Genomic DNA, 23,405 nt, shown 5'->3' on the forward strand with positions numbered 1-23,405 from the left:
ATGCGGTCATCGGGGCAGGGCTTAGAAAATCTGCGTGAACAACCAGTACAGGCTGCCCGACAACAGGATCGCTGCTGGCAGGGTCAGGACCCAGGCCATCACCAGGTTGCGGATGGTGCGCATCTGCAAGCCGCCGCCATTGGCGACCATGGCCCCGGCGACGCCCGAGGACAGGACGTGGGTGGTGGACACTGGCAAACCGTACATGTCCGCCGCGGCGATGGTCAGCATGGCGACCGTTTCCGCCGAGGCGCCCTGGGCGTAGGTCAGGTGGGTCTTGCCGATCTTCTCACCCACGGTGACCACGATGCGCTTCCAGCCGACCATGGTGCCCAGGCCCAGGGCGATGGCCACGGCAATCTTCACCCACAGTGGAATGAAGCGCGTGGCGCCGTCGATCTGTTGCTTGAACAGCTGCAGCTTGGCTTGGGTATCGGCGTCGAAGTTGCCGATCTTGTCCTTGTCCATCAGGCGAATGGTTTCGCTGCTCAGGTACATGTCGTTGCGCACGTTGCCCACCGCTTCGACCGGAACCTTGGCCAGCGAGCCGTAACTCTTGACTTCAGTACCGATATTGCCGGCCAGGGCGGCCAGCGCCGGGATCAGTTCCGGTGTCGGCTGTTTACTGCGCACATACTCGGAGAGTGTCTGGCGCGGGTCGGTTGCGGTCGGTTGCGGTGCATTGCGTACCAACGCCTGCTGGGTAACTTCGGCGATCGCGGCGAATTGCAGTGCCTGGTCGGTGGGCATGGTGCGGTTCAATGCGTAGGCCATCGGCAGGGTGCCGACCAGGATCAGCATGATCAGGCCCATGCCCTTTTGCCCGTCATTGGAGCCATGGGCGAAGGACACGCCAGTACAGGTCAGGATCAGCAGGCCGCGAATCCACCACGGTGGTGGTGTATTGCCTTTGGGGGCTTTGTAAAGCGCGCGGTTCTTGACCAACAAACGCAAGGCCAGCAACAGTAGCGCGGCGCAAAAGAAACCCACCAATGGCGATACCAGCAGGGCGTAACCGATCTTGGTCGCCTGGCTCCAGTCCACGCCGCTGGTGCCGTCGCGTCCGTGCATCAGAGCGTTGGCTACGCCGACACCGATGATCGAGCCGATCAGGGTGTGGGACGAGGAGGCCGGCAGGCCCAGCCACCAGGTGCCGAGGTTCCACAGGATGGCGGCGATCAGCAGGGCGAAGATCATCGCGAAGCCGGCCGAGGAGCCGACTTGCAGGATCAGTTCCACCGGCAGCAAGGCGATGATGCCGAAGGCCACCGCACCGCTGGAGAGCAGCACGCCGAGGAAGTTGAAGCAGCCGGACCAGACCACGGCGAAATGCGGCGGCAGGGAATGGGTGTAGATCACGGTGGCCACGGCATTGGCGGTGTCGTGGAAACCATTGACGAACTCGAAGCCCAGGGCGATCAACAGCGCCACGCCGAGCAGCAGGAAAGGCGTCCAGGTGGTGACCACGCTGCCGAAGTCGTGCATGTCGTGCATCAGGCTGTAGGCGGTGAACAGCAGCGCCATGGGCAGCACCGCGAAAAAGATCAGGGTGTTGACGAAGCGCGAGCGGGGAGTGCTTTCAAACTGGGGTTTACCTGCGTCCTGGGAGGGCGAGGCAGCAGTCGATGACGGAGTGGCCATGCCGGAAATCCTTTTTGAGAACGGATGCCAGACATGATCGTTTCCAAATGTTACAGGCTGACTGCGCCAGATCAGTAATCCTGACGTTTACGAAACGCCCAGCGCCCGGCCAGCACGGTGAAGGTCGCCACCAGCGCCACCAGGATCCAGAAGCCTTCCGGGTCACCGGACAGAGGGATGCCGCCGACGTTCATGCCGAAGAAGCCGGCAATGATGTTGATCGGCAGTGCCAGCACCGTGACCACGGTCAGGGTGAACAGGGTGCGGTTGCTCTGTTCGTTGAGGCCGGCGGCGATCTCTTCCTGCAACAGCTTGATCCGTTCGCCGAGGGCTTCCAGGTCGCTGAGGATCAGCGAGAACTCCTCGGTGGACTTGCGCAGTTCCTTGACGTCTTCCTTCTGCAACCATTGCGGCGGACGGTTGAGCAACCGCAGCAACGAGCCCGGCTCCAGGGCCAGCAGGCGTTGCAGGCGTACCAGTATCCGGCGCATGGCGCCCAGTTCGGCGCGGTTGTTGCTCAGGCGCAGGGCCAGCAACTGGTCTTCGATCTGGTCGACGCTGGTGCTGGTCTTGCGCACGATCTGGGTCAGCACTTCACCCTGGTCGCGCAGCAGGTGCACGAGCAATTCCAGTGGCGAGCGAAAGCGTTCGCCGGCCTTGACCGAGGAGCGCAGCTTGTCCACCGAATGCAGGGGTTGCAGGCGCGCGCTGATCAACAGTTTGCTGCGGGCACAGACCCACAGCGTGGAGATGTCCGAGGAGACCATGCTGCTGAGGTTGAATACCACGTCGTTGACCACCGCCAGCAGGGCGTTGTCCACGTGCTCAATACGGGTCGAGCGCGAGCCTTCGTGCAGCGCCTCGAAAAATTCTTCGGGCAACGACAGGTGCGTCTTCATCCAGCGTTCGCAGGCAGCGTGCGCGAGGTTCAGGTGCAGCCAGATGAACTCATCGGGATTTTCCGGTTGTTGCAGGCATTGCAGGGCGGTGGCCGAGTCGATTTCCTCGCCCCGTTCGCCGGTGCGGAAGCGAAAACCGTAAAGCAGGCCGAACAGATCCGGGTCACGGTGGCTTTGGTCAAGGCTGTGGTTCATGGAGGCTCGCTGAAGGGGAACGCCTGAAACTTTTTTTCACAGGTTCGCGGGTCTCATCATCTCAAGGCTTTTTGGCAGTTTTGTGACGAACGATATGTAAGCAAATGCTTCGAGATTTTTTAACCGATCGGCGGGTATGATGCGCGCCGTTGACCGGTGGTCGGTTTGATTCAAGCGCCGTACTGGCGCGCCGATGGTAGTGATGTTACCCACAGCACTATTTGGCCATGAGCCCGGTTGTCGCTGACAAGGATGTTTCGACTCCTTGCGTTTCCTACAGGGGACGCTCAATCCTTGTTCAGAGATTCCCCCCGATGTTGAAAAAATCCCTGAGAGCTCAAATTCTCACGCTCCTGAGCGGCAGCCTGATCGCCATGTTGCTGATCGCGCTGACCTGTTTTCACCTGTTGTCCAACGGCGTCCAGGATTATCGGGATTTGCTCGCGGGCCCCTTGCGCACTTCGCAGTTGATCGACGAAGCCAACGTGCAATTCAAGGCGCAGGTGCAGGAGTGGAAGGACGTCCTGTTGCGTGGCAAGCAACCGGAGGATCTCAATCGCTACTGGTCGCAGTTTGAAGCGCGTCAGCGCGATGTGCAGGATATCCTTGGCCGTCTGGTCAGCCAACCGGGCATGGACGCTCAGTTGAAATCGCAGATCGAGCAATTGCGTGAAGCACACCGGGTGCTCGGCACTGCCTATCTGAAAGGCCGCGAGGCTTACCTGGCGGCCGGGTCCGAGGCGAGCGCCGGTGACCAGGCGGTCAAGGGCGTCGACCGTGCCGCCAGCGAGCAGATGAAGACCCTGGTCGCCCAGTTGCGCCAGCAAGGCGATGAGCAGTCGCAGGCCATCAGTGCCCTCGCCGAGCGAACCATCTGGGTCGGCATCCTGGTGTTGCTGGTTTCAGGTCTGCTGATCGGTCTGTTGAGCCTGTGGCTGGTCAACCGCAACCTGGTGGAACCGATCCGCTGCCTGATCGACTACGTGGCGCAATTGAGCCAAGGCAAGTTCGCTGATCGGGTGAATGCCGACCGCCAGGACGAACTGGGTCGCCTGGCGGTGGCGGCGAATACCTTGCGCGACTTCCTGGCCGAGACGTTCAGCCGCCTCAAGCGCAGCACCTCGGACCTGGATGGCGCCAGTGGCGAACTGAAGTCGATTGCCTGTGTGATGGCCCAGGGTACCCACGAACAGTTCCAGCGTACCGACCAGGTGGCCACGGCGATGACCGAAATGTCCGCCACCGCCCAGGAAGTCGCTCGCCATGCCGGGGATGCCGCTACGGCGGCGGATGATGCCGATCGCGCGGCCCAGCAGGGTGAGCTGGTGATGCGATCGACCATCGAGACCATTACCCGCATGCGCGCTGAGATCAGCACCACCGCCGCGGTCATTCGGCGCCTGGAAGCCGACAGCGGACGGGTCGGCAAGGTGCTGGAAGTGATTCGCGGGATTGCCGAACAGACCAACCTGCTGGCGCTCAACGCCGCCATCGAGGCGGCCCGTGCCGGTGAAGCCGGACGCGGCTTTGCCGTGGTCGCCGATGAGGTGCGCAGCCTGGCCCAACGCACCGCGGCGTCGATCATCGAGATCAACCAGATCATCCAATCGGTCCAGACCGGCGCGGTGGATGCGGCCCAGGCCATCGAGGGCGGGCAGGCTCGCAGTGAAGAGAGCGTCGAGCAGGTGACCGAGGCCGGCGCCATGCTCGAACGCATCACCACCGCGGTGGAAGCGATCCGCGACATGAACCGTCAGATCGCTACCGCCGCCGAAGAGCAGACCTCGGTGGCTGAAGACATTTCGCGCAACCTGACCGAGATCACCGCCATCGCCAGTACCAACCTGGACAACGTCAAGCGCACCGAGGCCGCGAGCCAGAACCTGCACGGCTTGTCGGGGCAGTTGAATGACGTGACGGCGCGCCTCGCGGGCTGATCCGCGGCCACATGGACGTGGCCTTGTATCGGGACGCTGACACGTGTGATACAGAATCGATCTCAATCATGTTGAAAGGTTGTCGATGACATGACTGCCCATAACTGAATCAGGAGATCTCCATGGTCAGCATTACTTCGGTCACCATTGCCCCAATCCCTTCCACCACGAGCACCAACAAGACCACCGGCACCACCGCTACTGACACCACCAGCACCAGCACCACAGGGGCTGCGGCTAGCACCACCCAGGCCGGCGGCAGCCAACCGGCGGGCGCCGGCGGCGCATCGGGTAGCAGCGACAGCTCCAGCTCCAGCTCTGCTTCCGAGACGGTCAAGCAGTTGCAAAAGCAGCTGGCCGCTCTGCAAAAGCAGTTGCAGCAAGCGGAGCTGCAAATGCAGAAGGCTCAGGCGAGCACGGATACCCCTGACGCCAAGGCCACCGCGATATCGAGCGCGGAGTCGCAGGTGTCTTCCGTTGCCGGTTCCATTTCAACGGTCACCGCCGCCCTGACCACTGCCTTGCAGGCAGAGGGCAGCAGCACCTCGGGCACTTCGGTGAACACCACGGCCTGAGTCAAAGGCTGTGATTGTGCAGATCGCTCACCAGCATGCAACCCGGCGCATGGGTAATGCATAACGGTGGGCGTGACGCTTGCACCACGGATTGCGGCGTCACGCCGCAGGCCCAGAACACCGGCAGTTCATCGTCAGCCAGCGGCACGGCGTCACCATAGTCCGGTGTGCCGAGGTCGTGGATGCCGATCAGTCGCGGGTCGCCGATGTGCACCGGCGCGCCATGCACATTGGGCATGCGCCCGGTGATCTGCACCGCCCGGATCGCGTCGGCGGCCTTCAACGGTCGCATGCTCACCACCAGCTTGCCCCGCAGGCGCTCGGTGGGACGGGTGTCGATATTGGTCTGGAACATCGCCACGTTACGGCCCAATTTGACGTGGCGCAGGTCGATGCCGGCCTCCAGCAAGGGTTGTTCGAAGGAGAATGAGCAACCGATGGCGAAGGCCACCATATCCTCGCGCCAGAGGTGCTTGATGTTCTGCGGCTCCTCGCTCAGTTCGCCCTGGCGATAGACTCGATAGCGCGGCACGTCGTGGCGGATGTCGACGCTGTCGCCCAGGTGGCGGAAGATCGGGTCGCCGGGTTGGGTGATGTCCAGTATCGGGCAGGCCTGGCGATTGAGGGTGCAGAAACGCAGGAACTCGTCGGCCCAGTCCCCCGGCAGAATCACGATATTGGCTTGTACCCGGCCCAGGCCCAGGCCGCTGGTGTGGCCTTGATACTGGTCGGTGGCGATGTGTTGGCGCAAGGTGCGCGGCGCCAGATGGCGCAACTGATCGAAGGACAGCGCAGGCAGGTTCATCGAACTTCTCTTTTGTGTTGGGTCGAGGTCTTTTTAGGGCGCGGCGAGCACCTCGTCCAACGAGAAAATCTGTTATTGCGAACAAGAAAAACTGATCCGTGGTTGCGCGCGGCACGCCGGTATCCCGACACAGGTCCCTGAGGGGCCATCAACTTTTCTTATGCATTGACCGGCTTTTTTCCCGTTTGACGCTGCACCGCCGCGGCGCGAAGAATCCACTCCACGATGTAGCGCATCTGCATCGGCTCTCCACGACAACGCCTTCACAAAAAAACAACGAGGCGTGTCCGTCATCTTCCCTTGCTGCCGCAGGAACCCTCCATGGAACACACCATGACTGACCCCGTGCCTTCAGGGACGCGCCGTGCCGGCCCGTTCAGTTGGTACGGCCCGCTGAGCAAAAATGAAAAACGCACTTTCTGGAGTTGCAAGATCGGCTATGGCCTGGACGGCATGGACACCCAGATGCTGAGTTTCGTGATTCCCACCCTGATTGCCACCTGGGGCATTTCCAAGGGCGAGGCCGGGCTGATCGGCACCTCGACCTTGCTGGCCTCGGCGGCCGGCGGCTGGATCGCCGGGATCTTGTCCGACCGCATCGGCCGGGTGCGCACCTTGCAACTGACGGTGCTCTGGTTTGCCTTCTTCACCTTCATGTGCGGGTTGGCGCAGAGCTACGATCAACTGCTGGTGGCCCGTACGCTGATGGGCTTCGGTTTTGGTGGCGAGTGGACCGCCGGTGCGGTGCTGATCGGCGAGGTGATCCGCTCCCAGGATCGCGGCAAGGCGGTGGGCATGGTGCAGGCCGGCTGGGCCCTGGGCTGGGGTTTGACGGCCTTGCTCTATGCCGGCTTGTTCAGTTTCCTGCCGCCGGAGCAGGCCTGGCGGGCGCTGTTCATGGTCGGCTTGGTACCGGCGCTGTTCGTGCTGGTGATCCGCCGGCTGGTCAAGGAGTCCGACACCTTCGAGCAGGCTCGGGACGAGCGTCTGAGCCAGGCTGAAAAGCCTTCGCCCTGGGCCTTCTTCGAGATCTTCGCGCCACGGATGCTCAGCACCACCTTGCGTGCATCGTTGCTGACCACTGGCGCGCTGGGCGGTTACTACGCGATCACCACCTGGCTGCCGACCTACCTGAAAACCGAGCGTGGCCTGAGTGTGCTGGGCACTGGCGGCTACCTGGCGATGGTGATCGTCGGTTCCTATATCGGTTATGTCATCAGCGCGTTGCTGACCGATGCCATCGGTCGCAAGAAGAACTTCATCCTCTTTGCCGTCGGCTCCATGTGCATCGTCCTGGCCTATACCCAACTGCCCATCGATAACACCTGGATGCTCTGGCTGGGTTTTCCCCTGGGATTCTTCGCCTCGGGCATCTTCGCCGGCATGGGCGCATTTCTCACCGAGCTGTTTCCCACCCGCATGCGCGGTTCGGGCCAGGGCTTCTGCTACAACGCCGGGCGCTCCATCGCCGCGTTGTTTCCGCTGTTTATCGGCGCGCTGAGTGAAACCCTGCCGATTGGCGTCGGTATCGGCGTGTTTGCCGCCGGTGCCTACGCGGTGGTGATCCTGGCGGCCTTGAGCCTGCCGGAAACCCGCGGTCGCCAGCTCGAGAGCTGATGTCCGACGCACCTGGGTCCGGCGGGCCCAGGGACTACTGATCCTGACGTTTCAACCACATCGGTCGCGATCCCAACGCCCCCGAGAGGGTCGGCTCGCGTCCGCAATAAAGGAGCACACCATGAAGTCGTTCGATTATTTATCACGTTTGTTCGTGCCAGCGAGCGCGTTAGTGGGCTTGGGCCTGCTCTGGGCGCCGGGCGCCCGGGCGGATTTCCTCGCTGACAGCAAGGGGACCCTGGAAGCCCGCAACTTCTACTTCAACCGCGATTTTCGCCAGCCGGGCTCGCGGGAAAAAGCCGATGAATGGGCCCAGGGTTTCCTGTTGCGCATGGAGTCCGGCTACACCGAAGGCACCGTCGGTTTCGGTCTCGATGCCTTGGGCATGATCGGTTACAAACTGGACTCGGGACCTGGCACCGCAGGCACCGGTCTGTTGCCGGCGGACACCCGCCACGGCGGTTCCCAGGACAGCTATGGCAAGCTGGCGGCGGCCGCCAAGGTGCGTATTTCCAAGAGCACCCTGAAGGTCGGCAGCTTCCAGATGAAGGATCCGGTGATCATTTCCAACGACACCCGTTTGCTGCCCGGGACCTTTCAGGGCGGCTTGCTGAACGTGCAGGAAATCGAGCACTTGAGGCTGACCGGGGGCTCGTTCAACCAGATCCGCTATGTCGACTCCACCGATGATCAGAAGATGACAGCCAACCGCATTGGCGGTTCGAGCGACAAGTTCCAGTTCGCCGGAGCGGACTACCAGTGGTTGCCCAACCTGCTGACCCAATATCGCTATGGCAAGTTGGAGAATGTCTACCAGCAAAACTTCCTCGGCCTGGTGCATAACTGGGACCTGGGCCAGGGTCAGAGCTTGAAGAGCGACCTGCGTTACGCCCGTAGCTCCGAGGATGGCAACTTCCGTCCGCTGGATAACCGCGCATTGGGTGGCATGTTCACGTATAGCTTCAAGGGGCATGCCCTGGGATTCGGCTATCAGCGCATGAGCGGCAAGGACCCGTACCCTTACATTGGGCACAGCGATCCGTACCTGGTGAACTTCGTGCAGATCGGCGACTTTGCCAATATCGACGAGCGCTCCTTGCAGGTGCGTTATGACTACGACTTTGCGCAATTGGGCTTGCCGGGTCTGACTTTCATGACTCGCTATGTGTCGGGTGACAATGTGCAACGTACTGCGCCGGGTGAAGGCAAGGAGTGGGAACGCAACACCGACATCGGCTATGTGTTCCAGGACGGCACGTTCAAAGGGCTGGGGGTGAAGTGGCGCAATGCGACGGTGCGCTCGAACTTTGGCAATGACCTGGACGAGAACCGTCTGATCCTCAGCTATACCGTGGCGCTCTGGTAAGGGCTGGCGGTCTATCAATCTTCCGGACGCCGCGGAACGTGTAGGAGCCTGGCTTGCCAGCGAAGAGGCCTTGGACATCGCCAAAAGCTTCGCGGGCAAGCACCGCTCCCACAGGGTTGATGTGCTCAGTAGCCGTTGGCTTCGAGAATCTGCGGCACGGTTTTCGGCGACGCGCGCTTGAAGTACTTGAGCAACTCGGACGAGCGGTTGGTGAAGATGCCATCGACCCCCGCGTCCAGCACCTTCTTGTAGTCCGTCGGCGTATCGACGGTGTAGACATGCACCAGCATGCCCTTGTCGTGGGTGTACTGGTTCATCCAGGGTTTGACCAGGTCCGAATAGCTCTGGTCGCCACCCTGGGTCAGTTGCGCCGACGGACCGGTACCGATGGCGCCCTGAGCCTTGGCATAGTCGATCCATTTCTCGAATTCGGCCTTGTCCTTGGGTTCCTGCTTGGCGTAGTAGGCCGCCTTGGTCTTCTCGCCGGAGTCGGCGAAGCTGACCTTCGACTTGGGCTCGATGCTGCCTTCACCGACCCACAGCAGCAGGATCTTCGGCGTGTCCGGCATTTCCTTTTGCAACAGCTCGAGGCTGCTCTTCTCGAAGGTCTGCAGGATCACCTTGCCGTTGCCCTGGCCAACCTGGGGCTGTTCCTTGGACACCACCGGCGTCGGGCTCAACAGGCCGCGTTCCTGCAATTTGTTCTTCAGTTCATGCTCGATACCGGGGAACTGCTTGGGTTCCTTGGTCTCGATGTACAGGCCCGGCTGGTGTTTCGGGTTGGCTTGGGCGATGTCGATGATCTGGTCCAGGCTGAGAATTTTCAGGCCGACGTAGGTCGGGCGCGCACGCTCGGGGTAGGCCTTGTTGAACCAGCTGCCGGCGTCCAGGGTTTGCAGTTCGGCCCAGGTGAACTCGTTGGCCGGGCTATCCCTGCGTTCGGGGAACTTGCTGGCGACGTCGGTGGTGCGCGACAGGTTGTTGTCGTGCAGGGCGAAGATCACCCCGTCCTTGCTGCGTTGCAGGTCCATTTCCAGGTAGTCGGCACCCAGGTCGCGGGCCAGGGTGTAGGAGGCGGCGGTGGATTCGGGGGCATCGAAGGAAGCGCCACGGTGGGCGATCACGGCTGGGTGGGGAATGCCGGCCGCGGCTGCAACGGCGCTGGAGGCGCTGTTGGCCTCGGCGGTGCCCAGGCCCAGCAGCAGGCTCAGGACCAGGGCGCTTTGGGTGAAGTTGACGGGCATGCTCGAATTCCTTTCGCAGAGAGTGAATGTCAGAGCTTCCTTTTAACAACGGATTGCTACAGCGGCTATCGTGAAATCGACACAAACGTGCGCCAGATCCGATTTTCGGTATGTTCCTCGGGTATTGTGCTTCAGGATTTGTCGCCTATTTCCCCACCAGAGGGACAGGCCCGCCCTGCGTGTAAACCAGCCATCCATGAGCCTTGTGGCTCTTCAGCGGGGTTTACCATGCCTATCACATCCGAGCTTATCTGCCTGGCCGCCGACCAACTCAAGGGTTTTGTCGGCTTCAATCGCAAGATCGCTCAATACATCGTCCGCTTCAGTGAGGACGCCTTCGGCATGGACGTGGCGGATGATGCCATCTTCCCGGCTTGCGAGTTTGTCTGGGTGCCGAGCGCGGAGGAGGCCATGAGCCTCAGCCGCGAACGAATCCAGCTACTGCTGGCGCAGAATATCGATGACCGGATCAACATCAGCGAGCCGCTGCGGGTGTACCAGCGGCGTGTGGACATTCCTGAGATCGTCGCGCTGCGCAAAGCGCTCAGCGCTTCCTGACAGGGTGCTGGCGGTCAACGCTGGAAAGCGTAGGAGCGTTCGACCTTGCACACCCGGGTATGAAAAGCCTGGTACCAGGTTGCACGACCGCGTTCACGGATTTCGCTGTGTTCGGCGTGTTGTTTCCAGGCCAGGATCGCCGCTTCGCTGCTCCAGTAGGATACGGTGATGCCCAGGCCATCCTCGCCCCGGGCCGACTCGACGCCGAGAAAGCCCGGTTGTTGTCGGGCCAGCTCGACCATGCGCTGCGCCGCCTCGCCGTAACCTTGATCACCCTCGGTACGCAGGGAGGTGAAAATCACGGCGTAGTAAGACGGTTGTGGTGTCTGGGCGATCATTGCGGTTGACTCGCGCAGGCTGCCAGGAACGCACTGACCAGCGCCGGGGTACGCCCTTCCAGCGCCGCGCGCTCGGGTTGAAACAAGCTGGCGACGAAGAAGGGGTGCCCCTTGAGTTCGACGGCACGCAGATCACCTTGGGTATCGTAGCCGCTGGCGTACAAGTCGCCGTCGAGCAAGGCGCTTTCGAACTCGGGGTTGATGCCGTAGCGGCAGTGATAACCCTCATGGGTTTCCAGGGCCTCATAGGCCTTGGCGATCAGCGTACCCTCGACAAAGCGGATGCGCTCGTGGGCTTCGACCAGCGAGCAGCTCAGCGGCGAAATCACCGCACGCGGTGAGTCGGGCGCCGTTTCGCCATGTTCGGCGTCCGTCCAGCCCAGGACATGACGCGCATACTCCAGGACCGCGTGTTGGAAACCGCCGCAGGTCCCGAGGAACGGGTGTCGTTGTTCGCGGGCATGGGTAATCGCCAGCAAGGCGCCTTCGAGGCTGCGGTAGGGGCTACCCGGCACGCACCAGAAACCATCGAACAGGCTCAGGTTGGTCTGCGGCGTAAGGCTGTCGGTGGCCAGCCAATGGACTTGCACGTTCAGCCCGGCGTCCTCGGCCGCCCGTTGCAGGGCCACGGAAATGGCACGATGAGCGGTGACCTGCGGGTCGTGATCGCCGATCAGGGCGATGTTCAGGACGGTGTGTGGCGAGCGCTGTTCCATGGATATTCCCTCAGGCTTGTTGATTCCCGGAGCGAACTATAAGGTGGCGGCGACGCATTCAATATAGGCAGTTACCCAATTGATCAATGCACCACTGCACTATCGACTGGAACAGGCCGACCTGTCGCTGATTCTCGCGCTGGTCCGTGGATGCTCCCTGGCACGGGCGGCGGGATTGCTCAAGGTCGATGTCTCGACGGTGTTCCGTTCGGTGCGCCGGCTGGAGGCCGCGCTGGGCCGAGAGCTGTTCGAAAAGAGTCGCGCCGGTTATCTGCCCACCGGCCTGGCGCAATCCCTGGCCGAACAGGCGGAGCGCGCCGAGCAGGCTTTGGAGGCTGCGTGCGTCAGCATCGAGCAGGGGGGCGAGGTGATCAGTGGCACAGTGCGTCTGACCTGCACCGACTCGGTTCTGCATACGCTGTTGTTACCGGCGCTGGCGCTGTTCATGCCGGCTTATCCGGCCCTGACCCTGGAGCTCAGCACCTCCAACGATTTCGCCAACCTGAAGCGGCGCGACGCCGATATCGCCCTGCGCTTGACCGACTCGCCCCCGGAGCATCTGGTGGGTCGCTGTCTCGGGGCGGTGGGTTATCGGGTGTGTGCCAGCCCGGCGTATTTGTCAGCGGTCGCTATTGAGGATCTGCAGCGACTGGCCTGGATCGCTCCAGACGATTTTCTGCCCGATCATCCGAGCGTGAGCTGGCGCCGTCAGCGCTATCCGGGAGTCATGCCAAGTTACCGTTGCAACAGCATGTTGTCGGTGGCGGAGCTGGCACGGGCCGGATTGGGGATCGCGGTGCTGCCGGATTTCATGCTGGGCGAGCAGCAGGGCTTGCAGCCTCTGGCCGAGGTGCCGCCGAGCTACGACACGGCGTTGTGGTTGCTGACCCGTCCCGATTGCCGGGCGTTGCGCTCGGTGGTGGCCTTGTTCGATGAGCTGGCCCGGGCCATTCGCCTCGGGCAGGGTGGCGGAACACCCAGCTGAGGCGTTTTGTCAGGTTTTGCGCACGAAATGCTCGTGCATCTCCAGCGTCAGGCCCTCGATGCGCTCGGTCAGTTGCTTGGTCATTTCGGTCAGTTGGGTGTTCTGTTCGAGCAGCATCAGCAGTTGCTCGGTGGTTTTCGCCGCCGCGGCCTGACGTTCGCTGTTGGCCACAGCCAGGGCTTCACGGTGTTGGGCATCCGCGTCGGCATGGGCCTTGTCGCGTGCGGCCTGGCGGGTCTGGGCCAGCAGAATCAGGGGTGCGGCATAGGCCGCTTGCAGGCTGAACGCCAGGTTGAGGAGGATGAACGGGTAGACGTCGAACTGGGTCACGCCCGTGACGTTGAGGATGATCCAGGCCGCGACGATCACCGTCTGGGCACCGAGAAACATCGGTGTACCAAAAAAACGCGCAAAGGCTTCGGCCTTCAGGGCAAAGGTGTCGTTGCCGAAGGTGGTGGACAAATGCGCGTGAGGGCGATGGAAACGCAGGTGATCGATGGTTTTCGCTGTTGCTTCAGGGCTTTTGGCTTCGGTTTTTTCTGATGTCATGGCGAACTCGGCAAGGCGTGGGAATCAGGGCTCACTATAGCCCCATCCCATGCCGCGCGATGCCTTCCCTGGCGCCCTCGTCCGGCTCGCGGTGGGTCAGCCCTGCTCGCCGGCGAACATGCTCACCGCCCGCACCGCATGATTGGCCCCTTCGCGAATCTGCAGGATCACCGTACCGGCCTGGTCCGCCAGGTCAACCCCCTTGGCGGCCCTTTCGCGGGTGCCGTTCATGCTATCGATGGCTTGCTGGGTTTCGTTCTGGATCATGCCGATCATCCCCGAAATCTCTGCCGTCGAGCCGCTGGTACGCGCCGCCAGCAGGCGCACCTCGTCGGCGACCACCGCGAAGCCGCGGCCCTGTTCGCCTGCCCGGGCCGCCTCAATGGCCGCGTTCAGCGCCAGCAGGTTGGTCTGGTCGGCAATCCCGCGAATGGTGTTGACGATGGCCGTGATCTGTTCGGAACGCTCGCCCAGTTTGGCGATCAGCGCTGAAGAGCCTTCGATGTTCGAAGCGATTTCACGCATTTCGGTGGCCGCCTGCTGGATAACGCCGGTACCGTGCTCGGCGACTTTTCGCGTCTCGATCGAGATGTGATAGGCCTCGCTCGCGCTCTTGGCATCTTGTTCGTATTTCTCGACACGGCCGCTGACATTCGAGGCAAACTTGACCACTTTGCACACCCGGCCACTGGCGTCGTAGACCGGGTTGTAGCTGGCCTCAAGCCACAGCGTCTGGCCACGTTTACCGACGCGCTCGAACTGGTCGTTGAAAAATTCGCCCTGGTTCAGCCGCCGCCAGAAATCCTGGTATTCGCTGCTGTTGGCGGTGGCTGGCTTGCAGAAGATCTTGTGGTGCTTGCCCTGGATTTCCGCGAGGGTGTAGCCCATCAGGCCGAGGAAGTTCTGGTTCGCGCTGATCACGGTGCCGTCGGGGTTGAATTCGATCACCGCCATGGCCCGGTCGATGGCCTGCAACTTGCCGTTGGCCTCGCTCTCGCATTGCACCCTGGCGCTGATATCCAGGGCGTATTTGACGACCTTGAACACACGGCCCTGGTCATCCCTGATCGGGTTGTAGCTGGCCTCCAGCCAAATGATTCGACCATCGGCCGTGACCCGCTCGAACGTCCCGGACTCGAACTGGCCGGACTTCAGCCGCGTCCAGAGCTGGTTGTATTCGTTGCTGCGGGCGAAGGCCGGCGTGCAGAACATCCGATGCGCCTGGCCCACTACCTGTTCCTGGCGATAGCCGGTGGCCTTGAGGAAATTCTCGTTGGCGCGCAGGACCGTGCCATTGAGGTCGAACTCGATCACGATCATGGAACGGTCGATGGCAGCCAGTTGGTTGGCTTGTTCAGCCACGGATTGTTGCAGGGCACTGATGGTTTTCTTATGGGCGGTAAATAGCATGGCGTCTGCTCGGAGAGGGATACAACGTGAGAGTTTGTCCCTGGTCATGCGGCTTGCGGCTTGTCCGAGAGGGTGCAAGGGAAGTAGCAGCCCGATACCAGTGCTCCATGACCGGTAGTTGATTTGATACAGAACACTGCACTGCTGCGCCCATGATCATGCGTGGGCTGTGCGAATACCTGTACCCAGGTGATCGTTCAGAAAGTCGATGGCTAAATACTGGCCTTATGATGCTATTTTCTTATACAAAACAATGCTGGGCTGTACAACGGCTGGCAGCGCCTTTCAGACCGGCGGATTCGCTCAAACCGAGTTGATCAGGTTGCATGAGCACCCCTCAGTGCTGTCCTCTTCGGCACTGTTGACCTTATTGCGTCCGGTGTTCTTGGCGACATAGAGCGCCTTGTCGGCTTCATTCAGCCAGGCACCGGCATCGTTGAAATTCTTGCGGCAGGAGGCCAGGCCGATACTCAGGCTGACCCGCAGTTCCGGGACCTCGGCATTGCGGTAGTTGCCGAACGCTTCACGCAGGCGCTCCATCACGGCATTGGCCCGCTCCAGTGACATCTCCGGGAAGATCACGCAGAACTCGTCGCCACCATAGCGCCCAGCCAGGTCATCTTCGCGCAGGTTGTCGCGCAGGTCTTTGCTCAACTGGCGCAGCACGCTGTCGCCGACCAGGTGCCCGTAGGTATCGTTGATGGCCTTGAAGTGGTCGATATCGATCAGCGCAATGACCGCCTGGCACTGGCTGTAGCGGCATTTGTGGAACTTGAGGTGCAGCAGGTCTTTCCAGGAACCATGATTGAGCAGCCCGGTGAGGCTGTCGGTACGGCTCAGGGCGCTGAGGGTGCGCTTATGTTCGGCCAGCTTGATCGCCACTTGGTAGCAGCCCATGCCGATGACCAGGGGATAGAGGATCAGCACTGGCAAGACACTGTAGATCTGCACCGGGGTGGTCAGCGGATTGAAGGCTGGGGAGAAAATCAGCCAGGACACCAGGATGCCAATGGCCTGGGCAACCAAGCCCTGGGCCATCAGGCGGGGGCCGCCGGCCGCGACGTTGTGCATGGCCATCAAGGCCAGCATGTTGATGGTGGTCAATGGCGTGAACTGGATGGTCGCGGCCCAGAATCCGCCCATCAGCGAATCGATCAGGATATTGCGACGTTCGGTCCGATAAGGAAAAGACGAGCGTTTGGCGACCTGATAGGCCAGATGCGGCCAGGCCACTGCATTGATTGCCAGCAATATCCAGATCCACATCGGCATGGCCAAGGGATAAAGCGCGGCGATTATGCTGAAGCAGCCGACACCAACGCCTACCGTGCGGGGCAGGTAAATGCGCTTGGCAAACGATAGCCCTTTGCCTCGTTGGATTTGCATAGGTTTTTTTGCGCCACTTTTTTATCTGAACACCTGGGCGGTGTTCTGCACGGAACGGCCGTTCATCGGATAAGGAGGATGAATATTCTCAAGCATTCCGTAAAGAATAATCAGTGTCCTTCCAAGCCATTTCGAGGGTCTTGAGGTGGCTTTGAGCGCCCGTGCCGGCTATTTGACGATTTCGTAGCCGGCGAGAAATAAATCCAGCGACGATTCTATGACGCGGCTCTGGGTCGACGGGTCCAGTGGGGGGTGGCCGAGGCTGATCTGTGGCCAGAAAGCGAAGGTCTTGAGCAGGCCGTGCAGCTGTGCCGCCGCGAACGCCGGGTCCACGGGTTTGAAGGTGCCGTCTGCCTGGGCGTCACGAATCCACTGGTTGAAGGCTTCTTCCCGTTCGGCCAGGCGCGCGACCATGCCTTGGGCACGTTCTGGGGAGTGGATGGTGGCGGCTATCGCCACCCGGGCGAGATCGAGGAAGCTGTTTTCACTGAGCAGGCGCAGTTTCAAGGCCAGCAACTCGCGCAATTGCTCGCGCAAGCTGCGATCCGGGTGATAGGCCATGTCCACGTGTGCCGCGCTGCTGGCCCACAGGTGGTGCATGATTTCCGCGAACAACTCTTCCTTGCTGGGAAAGTGGTTGTACACCGTGCGCTTGGACACCTCGGCCTTGGCAGCGATCTTGTCCATGCTGGTGGCCTCGAAACCGTCGGCGCGAAACGCCTCGATGGCCGCCTGGAGGATGGCTTCACGTTTGCGGTCGGTCAGGCGTAGGGGAGCGGTCATGGGCGGCTTCGGCAGGAGAAGAAAAGTTACACTCGGTAGTTTACTTATCGGCAGCCTTGTTGCAAGCTTGAAACTACACTGTGTAGTGTAGTTGCTTTGCTCCAGTATTTCATCGGTTCAAGGCTTGCGTGCAGCGGCCATTGATCATCCAGCAGAAGAACGTGGGAACCCTTGGCGGTTTCCGGGAGTCACCCCGTTATGACCACTCGTTCGCTTACCCGTGCCAAACCCTCGTCCTTGCAGGAGCAGGGGCAATACCGCAACCATGCCCCGACCCCCCAGGGCGGGTTCGGCAAGATGCTCGGTATTTTCTGGAAAATGCTCTTTCACAAACCCCGCAGCACCCGCCCGTCCGGTAGCGTCCCGGTCCTGGGGCTGAGCCGTGAGCAGTTGCTGGCGGCGGAAGATTTCAGTGTGTTTCGTCTTGGCCATTCGACCTTGTTGCTCAAGCTGCAGGGGTTGTTCTGGTTGACCGACCCGGTGTTCGCCGAACGTGCGTCGCCGGTGCAATGGGCCGGTCCCAAGCGCTTTCATCAGCCGCCCATCAGCCTCGACGACTTGCCGCCTATTGAGGGTGTGATTCTTTCCCACAATCATTACGACCATTTGGACTATAAGACCGTCCTGCAACTCGCCGCCAAGACGCGCTATTTCCTCGCGCCCATAGGCGTCGGCGATCTGCTGATCAAGTGGGGCATTCCCGCTGACAAGGTCCGGCAACTGGACTGGTGGGAAGAAACCCAGGTTGGCGACATTCGCTTCGCCGCCACCCCAGCGCAGCATTTTTCCGGACGTACGATGTTCGACAATAACCAGACGCTGTGGGCGTCCTGGGTGATGATGGTGGGCGATCAGCGGATTTTCTTCAGCGGTGACAGCGGCTATTTCGAAGGCTTCAAGCAGATTGGTGAACATTACGGCCCCTTCGACCTGACCCTGATGGAAACCGGCGCCTACAACGTCGATTGGCCGCATGTGCACATGCAACCGGAGCAGAGCCTGCAGGCTCACCTGGACCTCAAGGGCCGTTGGTTGCTGCCGATCCACAACGGCACGTTCGACCTGTCCTTCCATGCCTGGCATGAACCCTTCGACCGTATCCTGGCCCTGGCCTGGGAACGCAATGTGTCCATCACCACGCCGCGGATGGGAGAAACCTTCAACCTGCTGCAACCCCATCGCGGGTACGCCTGGTGGCTGGAAGTGGAACACCCGGAAGAGGCGCAAACGCCGATCACGGCGGGCTAAGGTGTCTCACGGATTGCATTGATTTTTCACTCGGCTTGCAACCGATTGTGTCCGGCGCTTCTGACGGAAGCGCCCATTAGGATGGCCGCCGCCAGTGAAATGGATCACTGGCGTTTGGTTTTATCAGGACACGATTCATGAATCGAACGCTCAGAAAGCGCAGCGTGGTGCTCACCCGGTTGGCATTGCTGCACGCCCTTTGTCTGACATCGCTTGTCAGCCAGGCGAATACCCCAGGCCAACCCGTGTTTCCAGCGGCCGCTTCGGTTAAACGCGAGGCGTTGGCCGGGATGGTCTATGCCAGTGCCACGGAGGTGGCCGTGGCGCTGGCCGATGGGCGCTTCACTTCGCAGGAGCTGGTGAGTTATCTCATTTCGCGGGCGGCCGATCTGGACTCGTTCGGTCCGGCCATTGAGGCGGTGATCGAGTTCAATCCCGAGGCCTTGTCGATTGCCCAGGCCCTGGACGAAGAGCGCCAGGCAGGAAAGCTTCGCGGACCGCTGCATGGCCTCCCGGTATTGCTCAAGGACAATATCCACACGGCCGACCAGATGCAGACCGCGGCCGGGTCGTTGGCCATGGTCGGGGCCCCGGCGGCTGACGATGCGTTCATCGTGCACAAGCTCCGCGAGCAGGGCGCCATTATTCTGGGCAAGACCAATATGAGCGAGTGGGCGAATTTCCGTGGTGACGAACTGCCTTATGGCTGGAGCGGCCGAGGTGGGCAGACCCGCAATCCCCATGCGCTTGATGGCGATGTCTGCGGCTCCAGTTCGGGCTCGGCTGCCGCGATCGCGGCGGGTTATGCCCCCTTGTCGTTGGGGACCGATACTTTCGGTTCGGTGATTTGCCCGGCGTCGAAGAATGGTGTTGTCGGTCTGAGACCTTCCGTGGGGCTGCTGAGCCGCACGGGAATCATTCCTGCATCCCGGGAGCTCGACAGCGCCGGGCCGATCACGCGCACGGTGCGTGATGCCGCCTTGCTCCTGAATACCATGGTGGTTCTTGATCCGCAGGACCCGGCTACGGCGCAAGTGCCCGCCAGGAAGGATTACACGCAAAAGCTGAAAGCCGATGCCCTGCAAGGAAAAGTCATCGGCTATCCCAGCCGCTTCAAGCCTGGCAGTGAAGCCTTGAACGAGCATCCGCAGTTTGCCCAGGCCCTGGACACACTGCGCCGGGCCGGTGCGCAACTGGTTCCGGTCGACTTGAAGGGGACCGATTGGAGTGACAACGATTGGTCGCGGGTGTCGCGTTTGTTCGAGATGTCGATCAAGCGTGTGCTGCCCGGCTATTTGGCCAGTCGTTCCGGTCTGAACGTCTCGACCCTCCAGGCACTGATTGATTACAACGAAAAGTATCCCGGTGCGGAAAAGTACAATCAGCAGCTGCTCAAACGTGCCAATGCGCTGGCGTTTGACCAGACCGAATACTTGAAACTTTCAGACGGGCTTGGCGACGAGGCACGCGGCAATATCGATAAGCTGCTGGCGGATAACCGGTTGGATGCGGCACTGGGGGATCCCCATCCGTTCGCGGTGCTTGAGTTGGGAAGCGCAACTTTTGCCGGGTATCCGGGGATTACCGTGCCCTCGGGCATGGACGCCGATGGCATGCCCACTGCGGTGTATTTCTACGGTACGCGCTGGAGCGAGGCCGAGCTGCTGGCGATTGCCTACGGCTATGAGCAGGCTTCGAATGCGCGACAGGACCCGGATTTTGAATAATCCCGGGTCGCTGTCGGCCTGCCAACGAGTCTGCTGGCAGGCTGCAAGGTCAGCCTTTTACTGCGTAGCGAGCCGCTGGTGCCGGGTGTGAAAGATTGGCTTTCAGGGCCTGGCACGCCCGTACGCCCGGGAGTTTTCGTACAGACCCCAGGCGGGTACGGGTCTACCATAAGTTCGAGACTGGAAGCAGAGTGTCAGGAACGACCATGGCCCATCGAATTCATCTCTTCGGCGCGTCGGGCTCCGGCACCACGACCTTGGGTATTGCGCTGGCCGAGCGGCTGGGGATTGCCCATTTCGACTCGGACAATTTTTATTGGCAGCCTGCGGACAAGCCCTTCAGTTGCAAGCGCCCCCGTGACCAGCGGGTGCAGCTATTGCGTGAACAACTGTCCCAACAAGACAGTTGGGTGCTCTCCGGTTCGCTCTGTGGCTGGGGCGATCCGGTGATTCCGGCGTTCACCCTGGCAGTTTTCCTGCGCCTCGACCCCGAGGTCCGTTTGCAGCGTTTGCGCGTTCGCGAATTCCAGCGCTATGGCATGCAGATTCATGAGGGGGGAGAGCGTTTTATCGCGACCCGCACCTTCCTGGAGTGGGCGGCCGGCTACGACACCGGTGACCATGGCACCCGCAGCCTCAAGCGGCATGAAACCTGGATCCGGAGTCTGCCGTGTCCGGTGTTGCGACTGGACGCCACCGAGCATGGAGTGGCGCCGTTGGTCGAGCAGGTGATGCGCGCGCTGGAGCGGCCGGCAGCACCGGCGTGAGTGGCTTATTCGATCAGTTCGTAATCCTTGCGCCCGATCGGGTCCGGTGTGGTTCCGCGGATATTCATTCCACGTCCGGGGGCAAACCCGGGGAAGAACACCAGGCCTTCTGCTTCAAAGCGAAAGGCCAGGGCCAGCCGGGTGACATCCCGCAGTGACTCCCCGGTTTCGAAGCGCTGGATGGCGGCGACCGAGACGCCGGACTCCCGGCTCAAATGCTCATGGCTCCAGCCCAGCATGACGCGCGCCTGCAGGCAGTGCCGGGGCGTGAATTGATGCAAGACGATGCGTTCAACGGTGGTCCTCATCACATGACTGGCGGCTTGGCTGGGCATGGCACTCTCCGGGCTTGATCGGCTGATTTGAAAATACTGTGTTTTTGTACAGTTGTTTTTCAACTCGATCAAACATTTTTTCAGCATTCCGATTATCGGTATCGGGCCGTTGTGTTCGCGGGGATCGGCTCATATGCAGGTACCACCCAGGCAGAAAACCGCGGGACATGCTTTGTCACGACCTTTCTCTGCTTGGCAAAAACAATGTTGTGTAGGGTGTGTATTTTCAGCTTGATGTGAATCAAACGCGTGTGTGCCTTACACAACAGAGCTCAAGGAGTGAGCATGCGAAGCAGAGAGGTCATTGAACTGATCGAAGCCGAGGGGTGGTATGAGGTGGCGGTGAAGGGAAGTCACCATCAATTTCGGCATCCGAGAAAGACAGGCCGCGTTACTGTTCCCCCTCCCAAGACGGAAATCCCGAAGGGAACACTCCACAATATATTGAAGTCGGCTGGCCTCAAGGGCACAGCCTATAGCGATGGAAGCCGTGATGACGTGTTTCCATATGGGCGAGGAATCCAATGAAATTTCCAGTCGTATTACACAAAGAGGCGGAGTCGGACTACGGCGTGACCGTGCCGGATGTGCCGGGTTGTTTTTCTGCGGGAAGCACTTTTTCCGAAGCCCTGGAGAATGTGCACGAGGCCTTGGCCTTGCACTTCGAGGGTTTGCTGGCTGATGGCGAGCCGTTGCCCCATGCGCAGGAGGCCGATGTCTACCTGGACAACCCGGATTATGCCGGTGGTCTTTGGGCGATTGTCGACTTCGACGTGACGCCTTACCTGGGCAAGTCGGTGAGATTCAACGCCTCGTTGCCGGAACATCTGCTTGAGCGGATTGACGAGCGTGTACAGAAGGATCATCGCTACGCCTCACGCTCGGGGTTTCTGGCGACGGCGGCGTTGCGTGAGTTGTATGCCTGATGGGCTGAGGCAAAACGTGGAGGCTCAAGACGCTTCGATGGATTGAATACCCCGGCACTGCGGATACCGGCTGCAGCCCCAAAACCGGTTTCCGCTATTGAGTCCCTGCTTGGCGGTGCGCATCACCATGGGTGCTTGGCATTTTGGGCATGCGGGGTCAGGGGATTTCTCCAGTGTCGGCTCGACGTGTGTGGTGGGTTCTGACATCGGCGCGGGAGACGTGGGGCGATTGCGCTGGCTTGTGGCGATCCATTGGCTCAGCTCGTTGCCATCGACCAACCGTACATTGCGTCCCGCAGCAAAGGCTTTCGCCTCGTCGGTAAAGCGCCCGCTGGTGATTACGTAGCCCCCCACCGCGCCTTCTGCTGCCATGACCCCATATAACTCGCGGACGATACTGACGCCCACCTTCATGGCGCGCCATTGCTTGCACTGCACCAGATAGCGTTCGCCCTCTTTGCGCAGCACCAGGTCGATTCCACCATCCGGGCCGCCGCTGTCGTTTTCCTGAACGGTGAAGCCTTGGCGACGAAAGGTTTCGCCCACCAACTGCTCAAATTGCTGCCAGCCAATGCTTTCCAGTGTCTTACCGCCCGGTTTGGCGATGGACTCCAGCAGGTCACGACGTTTTTTACGACCGAGTAGCGAAACGACCGCGCCACCCGCGAAGATCATGGGCAGCAGGTATTGACCGAAGCTGGCCGCCATTTTGAAGATCGTTTGCTGCAGGGTGGTAGAAATCTGGTTGATATCCGTCGAGATCGCTGCAGGCGCAATGGCCACGGAATGCAGATAGAAATAGCCGCCTGCGGCAATCGCAGTGCTGGCCCACCAGGGCAGTTTGCTGGCGATGAAAAACAGATCGTCGAAGAGAGAGGTTTTCGTTCTGCGGGCCATATCCGTTGCCTTGAATTACATTCCATGGGGTCACTTTTCAAAGGAGGAGTGCTCCAGTGATGGCGATATGATTGCGCTTGCGCTCACATCCTGCAATCCCCCTTTCTCTTTAGGCGCAGGCTGAGCTGAGCATGGGTTGCAAAGGGAGCGAAAGATCAGCCAGAGTGGCCAGCCTCAAAAGGAGATAGAACGATATGGCTGTCCGTTGCACATCACTCGAAGAAGTCCGTGAAAACATCGACCGTCTGGATCGGCAGATCGTAACGCTGCTGGCGGAGCGGGGTACCTATGTCACCGAGGCGGCGCGTTTCAAGAAAGACAGTGATGCAGTCAGGGCACCACAGCGCGTGGAGCAGGTCATCGCCAAGGTGCGGGCATTGTCCGAGGAGTACGACGCCAATCCCGAGGTGGTCGAGCAGGTCTACCGGGCCATGATTGCGGCGTTTATCGAGCAGGAGCTGCAAGAACACGGCAAGGCCCTCCCATCGTTCGCCTAGTCAC

The 23,405-nt window shown here is 60.9% G+C and carries 24 protein-coding genes; 12 read left to right on the plus strand and 12 right to left on the minus strand.

Annotated elements, in window-relative coordinates; all coding sequences use genetic code 11:
- Positions 1-21: 21 nt before the first annotated feature.
- Together AC07T0_RS18000 and AC07T0_RS18005 are read right to left on the minus strand one after the other, a co-directional pair.
- The gene (locus tag AC07T0_RS18000; RefSeq protein WP_495002477.1) at positions 22-1,641 is read right to left on the minus strand and encodes an inorganic phosphate transporter; all 1,620 of its coding nucleotides are present in this window, start codon (positions 1,639-1,641) and stop codon (positions 22-24) included.
- A gap of 71 nt (positions 1,642-1,712) precedes the next feature.
- Positions 1,713-2,735, minus strand: a complete 1,023-nt coding sequence (locus tag AC07T0_RS18005) for a transporter (RefSeq protein ID WP_495002478.1) — start codon at positions 2,733-2,735, stop codon at positions 1,713-1,715.
- Positions 2,736-4,063: 1,328 nt separating this feature from the next.
- On the opposite strand from AC07T0_RS18005, the gene AC07T0_RS18010 reads away from it, so the two are divergent.
- On the plus strand, positions 4,064-4,672 hold the full coding sequence (locus tag AC07T0_RS18010; protein ID WP_495002509.1) for a methyl-accepting chemotaxis protein: 609 nt from the start codon (positions 4,064-4,066) through the stop codon (positions 4,670-4,672).
- A 122-nt stretch (positions 4,673-4,794) separates the two neighbouring features.
- Positions 4,795-5,247 (plus strand): hypothetical protein, encoded by a 453-nt coding sequence (locus AC07T0_RS18015; protein WP_495002479.1) that lies wholly within the window; start codon positions 4,795-4,797, stop codon positions 5,245-5,247.
- A 1-nt stretch (position 5,248) separates the two neighbouring features.
- Here the strand turns inward: AC07T0_RS18015 and AC07T0_RS18020 are convergent, their stop codons facing one another.
- The gene (locus AC07T0_RS18020; protein WP_495002480.1) at positions 5,249-6,052 is read right to left on the minus strand and encodes a putative hydro-lyase; all 804 of its coding nucleotides are present in this window, start codon (positions 6,050-6,052) and stop codon (positions 5,249-5,251) included.
- Positions 6,053-6,385: 333 nt separating this feature from the next.
- Between AC07T0_RS18020 and AC07T0_RS18025 the strand changes: the two genes are divergently transcribed.
- Both AC07T0_RS18025 and AC07T0_RS18030 read left to right on the plus strand, forming a co-directional pair.
- Positions 6,386-7,669, plus strand: coding sequence for an MFS transporter (locus AC07T0_RS18025; protein ID WP_495002481.1), 1,284 nt, complete (start codon positions 6,386-6,388; stop codon positions 7,667-7,669).
- A gap of 121 nt (positions 7,670-7,790) precedes the next feature.
- Positions 7,791-9,035, plus strand: a complete 1,245-nt coding sequence (locus AC07T0_RS18030; protein ID WP_495002482.1) for an OprD family porin — start codon at positions 7,791-7,793, stop codon at positions 9,033-9,035.
- Positions 9,036-9,160: 125 nt separating this feature from the next.
- Here the strand turns inward: AC07T0_RS18030 and AC07T0_RS18035 are convergent, their stop codons facing one another.
- Positions 9,161-10,279 carry a glycerophosphodiester phosphodiesterase gene (locus tag AC07T0_RS18035; RefSeq protein ID WP_495002483.1) on the minus strand — a complete coding sequence of 373 codons (1,119 nt, stop codon included), beginning with the start codon at positions 10,277-10,279 and terminating at the stop codon, positions 9,161-9,163.
- Positions 10,280-10,507: 228 nt separating this feature from the next.
- Here AC07T0_RS18035 and AC07T0_RS18040 point away from each other — a divergent pair, with 228 nt between their 5' ends.
- Positions 10,508-10,837: a DUF2025 family protein gene (locus AC07T0_RS18040; RefSeq protein WP_495002484.1), complete on the plus strand. Its 330-nt coding sequence runs from the start codon at positions 10,508-10,510 to the stop codon at positions 10,835-10,837.
- A 14-nt stretch (positions 10,838-10,851) separates the two neighbouring features.
- On the opposite strand, the gene AC07T0_RS18045 is transcribed toward AC07T0_RS18040, so the two are convergent.
- Together AC07T0_RS18045 and AC07T0_RS18050 are read right to left on the minus strand one after the other, a co-directional pair.
- Positions 10,852-11,175 carry an antibiotic biosynthesis monooxygenase family protein gene (locus tag AC07T0_RS18045; protein ID WP_495002485.1) on the minus strand — a complete coding sequence of 108 codons (324 nt, stop codon included), beginning with the start codon at positions 11,173-11,175 and terminating at the stop codon, positions 10,852-10,854.
- Complete coding sequence (locus AC07T0_RS18050) at positions 11,172-11,891, minus strand: CTP synthase C-terminal region-related (seleno)protein (protein ID WP_495002486.1); 720 nt, start codon at positions 11,889-11,891, stop codon at positions 11,172-11,174. The genes AC07T0_RS18045 and AC07T0_RS18050 overlap by 4 nt, the downstream gene beginning before the upstream one ends.
- A 79-nt stretch (positions 11,892-11,970) precedes the next feature.
- Between AC07T0_RS18050 and AC07T0_RS18055 the strand changes: the two genes are divergently transcribed.
- Complete coding sequence (locus AC07T0_RS18055) at positions 11,971-12,876, plus strand: LysR family transcriptional regulator (protein ID WP_495002487.1); 906 nt, start codon at positions 11,971-11,973, stop codon at positions 12,874-12,876.
- 9 nt (positions 12,877-12,885) lie between these two features.
- On the opposite strand, the gene AC07T0_RS18060 is transcribed toward AC07T0_RS18055, so the two are convergent.
- The 4 genes from AC07T0_RS18060 to AC07T0_RS18075 all read right to left on the minus strand — a co-directional run bounded on the left by AC07T0_RS18060 (position 12,886) and on the right by AC07T0_RS18075 (position 17,004).
- Positions 12,886-13,425 carry a DUF1003 domain-containing protein gene (locus AC07T0_RS18060; protein WP_495002488.1) on the minus strand — a complete coding sequence of 180 codons (540 nt, stop codon included), beginning with the start codon at positions 13,423-13,425 and terminating at the stop codon, positions 12,886-12,888.
- A 96-nt stretch (positions 13,426-13,521) separates the two neighbouring features.
- Positions 13,522-14,835 (minus strand): methyl-accepting chemotaxis protein, encoded by a 1,314-nt coding sequence (locus AC07T0_RS18065; protein WP_495002489.1) that lies wholly within the window; start codon positions 14,833-14,835, stop codon positions 13,522-13,524.
- A 303-nt stretch (positions 14,836-15,138) separates the two neighbouring features.
- Positions 15,139-16,221: a diguanylate cyclase gene (locus AC07T0_RS18070; RefSeq protein ID WP_495002490.1), complete on the minus strand. Its 1,083-nt coding sequence runs from the start codon at positions 16,219-16,221 to the stop codon at positions 15,139-15,141.
- Positions 16,222-16,389: 168 nt separating this feature from the next.
- Positions 16,390-17,004, minus strand: coding sequence for a TetR/AcrR family transcriptional regulator (locus tag AC07T0_RS18075; protein WP_495002491.1), 615 nt, complete (start codon positions 17,002-17,004; stop codon positions 16,390-16,392).
- Positions 17,005-17,202: 198 nt separating this feature from the next.
- Between AC07T0_RS18075 and AC07T0_RS18080 the strand changes: the two genes are divergently transcribed.
- From AC07T0_RS18080 to AC07T0_RS18090, 3 genes are all read left to right on the plus strand, one after another.
- Positions 17,203-18,252 (plus strand): MBL fold metallo-hydrolase, encoded by a 1,050-nt coding sequence (locus AC07T0_RS18080; RefSeq protein ID WP_495002492.1) that lies wholly within the window; start codon positions 17,203-17,205, stop codon positions 18,250-18,252.
- Positions 18,253-18,389: 137 nt separating this feature from the next.
- On the plus strand, positions 18,390-19,979 hold the full coding sequence (locus tag AC07T0_RS18085; protein WP_495002493.1) for an amidase family protein: 1,590 nt from the start codon (positions 18,390-18,392) through the stop codon (positions 19,977-19,979).
- A 206-nt stretch (positions 19,980-20,185) separates the two neighbouring features.
- Positions 20,186-20,746 carry an AAA family ATPase gene (locus tag AC07T0_RS18090; RefSeq protein ID WP_495002494.1) on the plus strand — a complete coding sequence of 187 codons (561 nt, stop codon included), beginning with the start codon at positions 20,186-20,188 and terminating at the stop codon, positions 20,744-20,746.
- Between the two features lie 5 nt (positions 20,747-20,751).
- Here AC07T0_RS18090 and AC07T0_RS18095 read toward each other — a convergent pair whose 3' ends face one another.
- On the minus strand, positions 20,752-21,081 hold the full coding sequence (locus AC07T0_RS18095) for a helix-turn-helix domain-containing protein (RefSeq protein WP_495002495.1): 330 nt from the start codon (positions 21,079-21,081) through the stop codon (positions 20,752-20,754).
- Between the two features lie 285 nt (positions 21,082-21,366).
- Between AC07T0_RS18095 and AC07T0_RS18100 the strand changes: the two genes are divergently transcribed.
- Together AC07T0_RS18100 and AC07T0_RS18105 are read left to right on the plus strand one after the other, a co-directional pair.
- Positions 21,367-21,609: a type II toxin-antitoxin system HicA family toxin gene (locus AC07T0_RS18100; RefSeq protein ID WP_495002496.1), complete on the plus strand. Its 243-nt coding sequence runs from the start codon at positions 21,367-21,369 to the stop codon at positions 21,607-21,609.
- Entirely contained in the window at positions 21,606-22,007 is a 402-nt protein-coding gene (locus tag AC07T0_RS18105; protein WP_040070208.1) for a type II toxin-antitoxin system HicB family antitoxin, read from the plus strand. The genes AC07T0_RS18100 and AC07T0_RS18105 overlap by 4 nt, the downstream gene beginning before the upstream one ends.
- Before the next feature lie 24 nt (positions 22,008-22,031).
- On the opposite strand, the gene AC07T0_RS18110 is transcribed toward AC07T0_RS18105, so the two are convergent.
- On the minus strand, positions 22,032-22,904 hold the full coding sequence (locus AC07T0_RS18110; RefSeq protein ID WP_495002497.1) for a restriction endonuclease: 873 nt from the start codon (positions 22,902-22,904) through the stop codon (positions 22,032-22,034).
- A 194-nt stretch (positions 22,905-23,098) separates the two neighbouring features.
- On the opposite strand from AC07T0_RS18110, the gene AC07T0_RS18115 reads away from it, so the two are divergent.
- Positions 23,099-23,401: a chorismate mutase gene (locus AC07T0_RS18115; RefSeq protein ID WP_495002498.1), complete on the plus strand. Its 303-nt coding sequence runs from the start codon at positions 23,099-23,101 to the stop codon at positions 23,399-23,401.
- Positions 23,402-23,405: the final 4 nt, after the last annotated feature.

The organism is Pseudomonas sp. GW821-FHT04D07 (assembly GCF_059420225.1).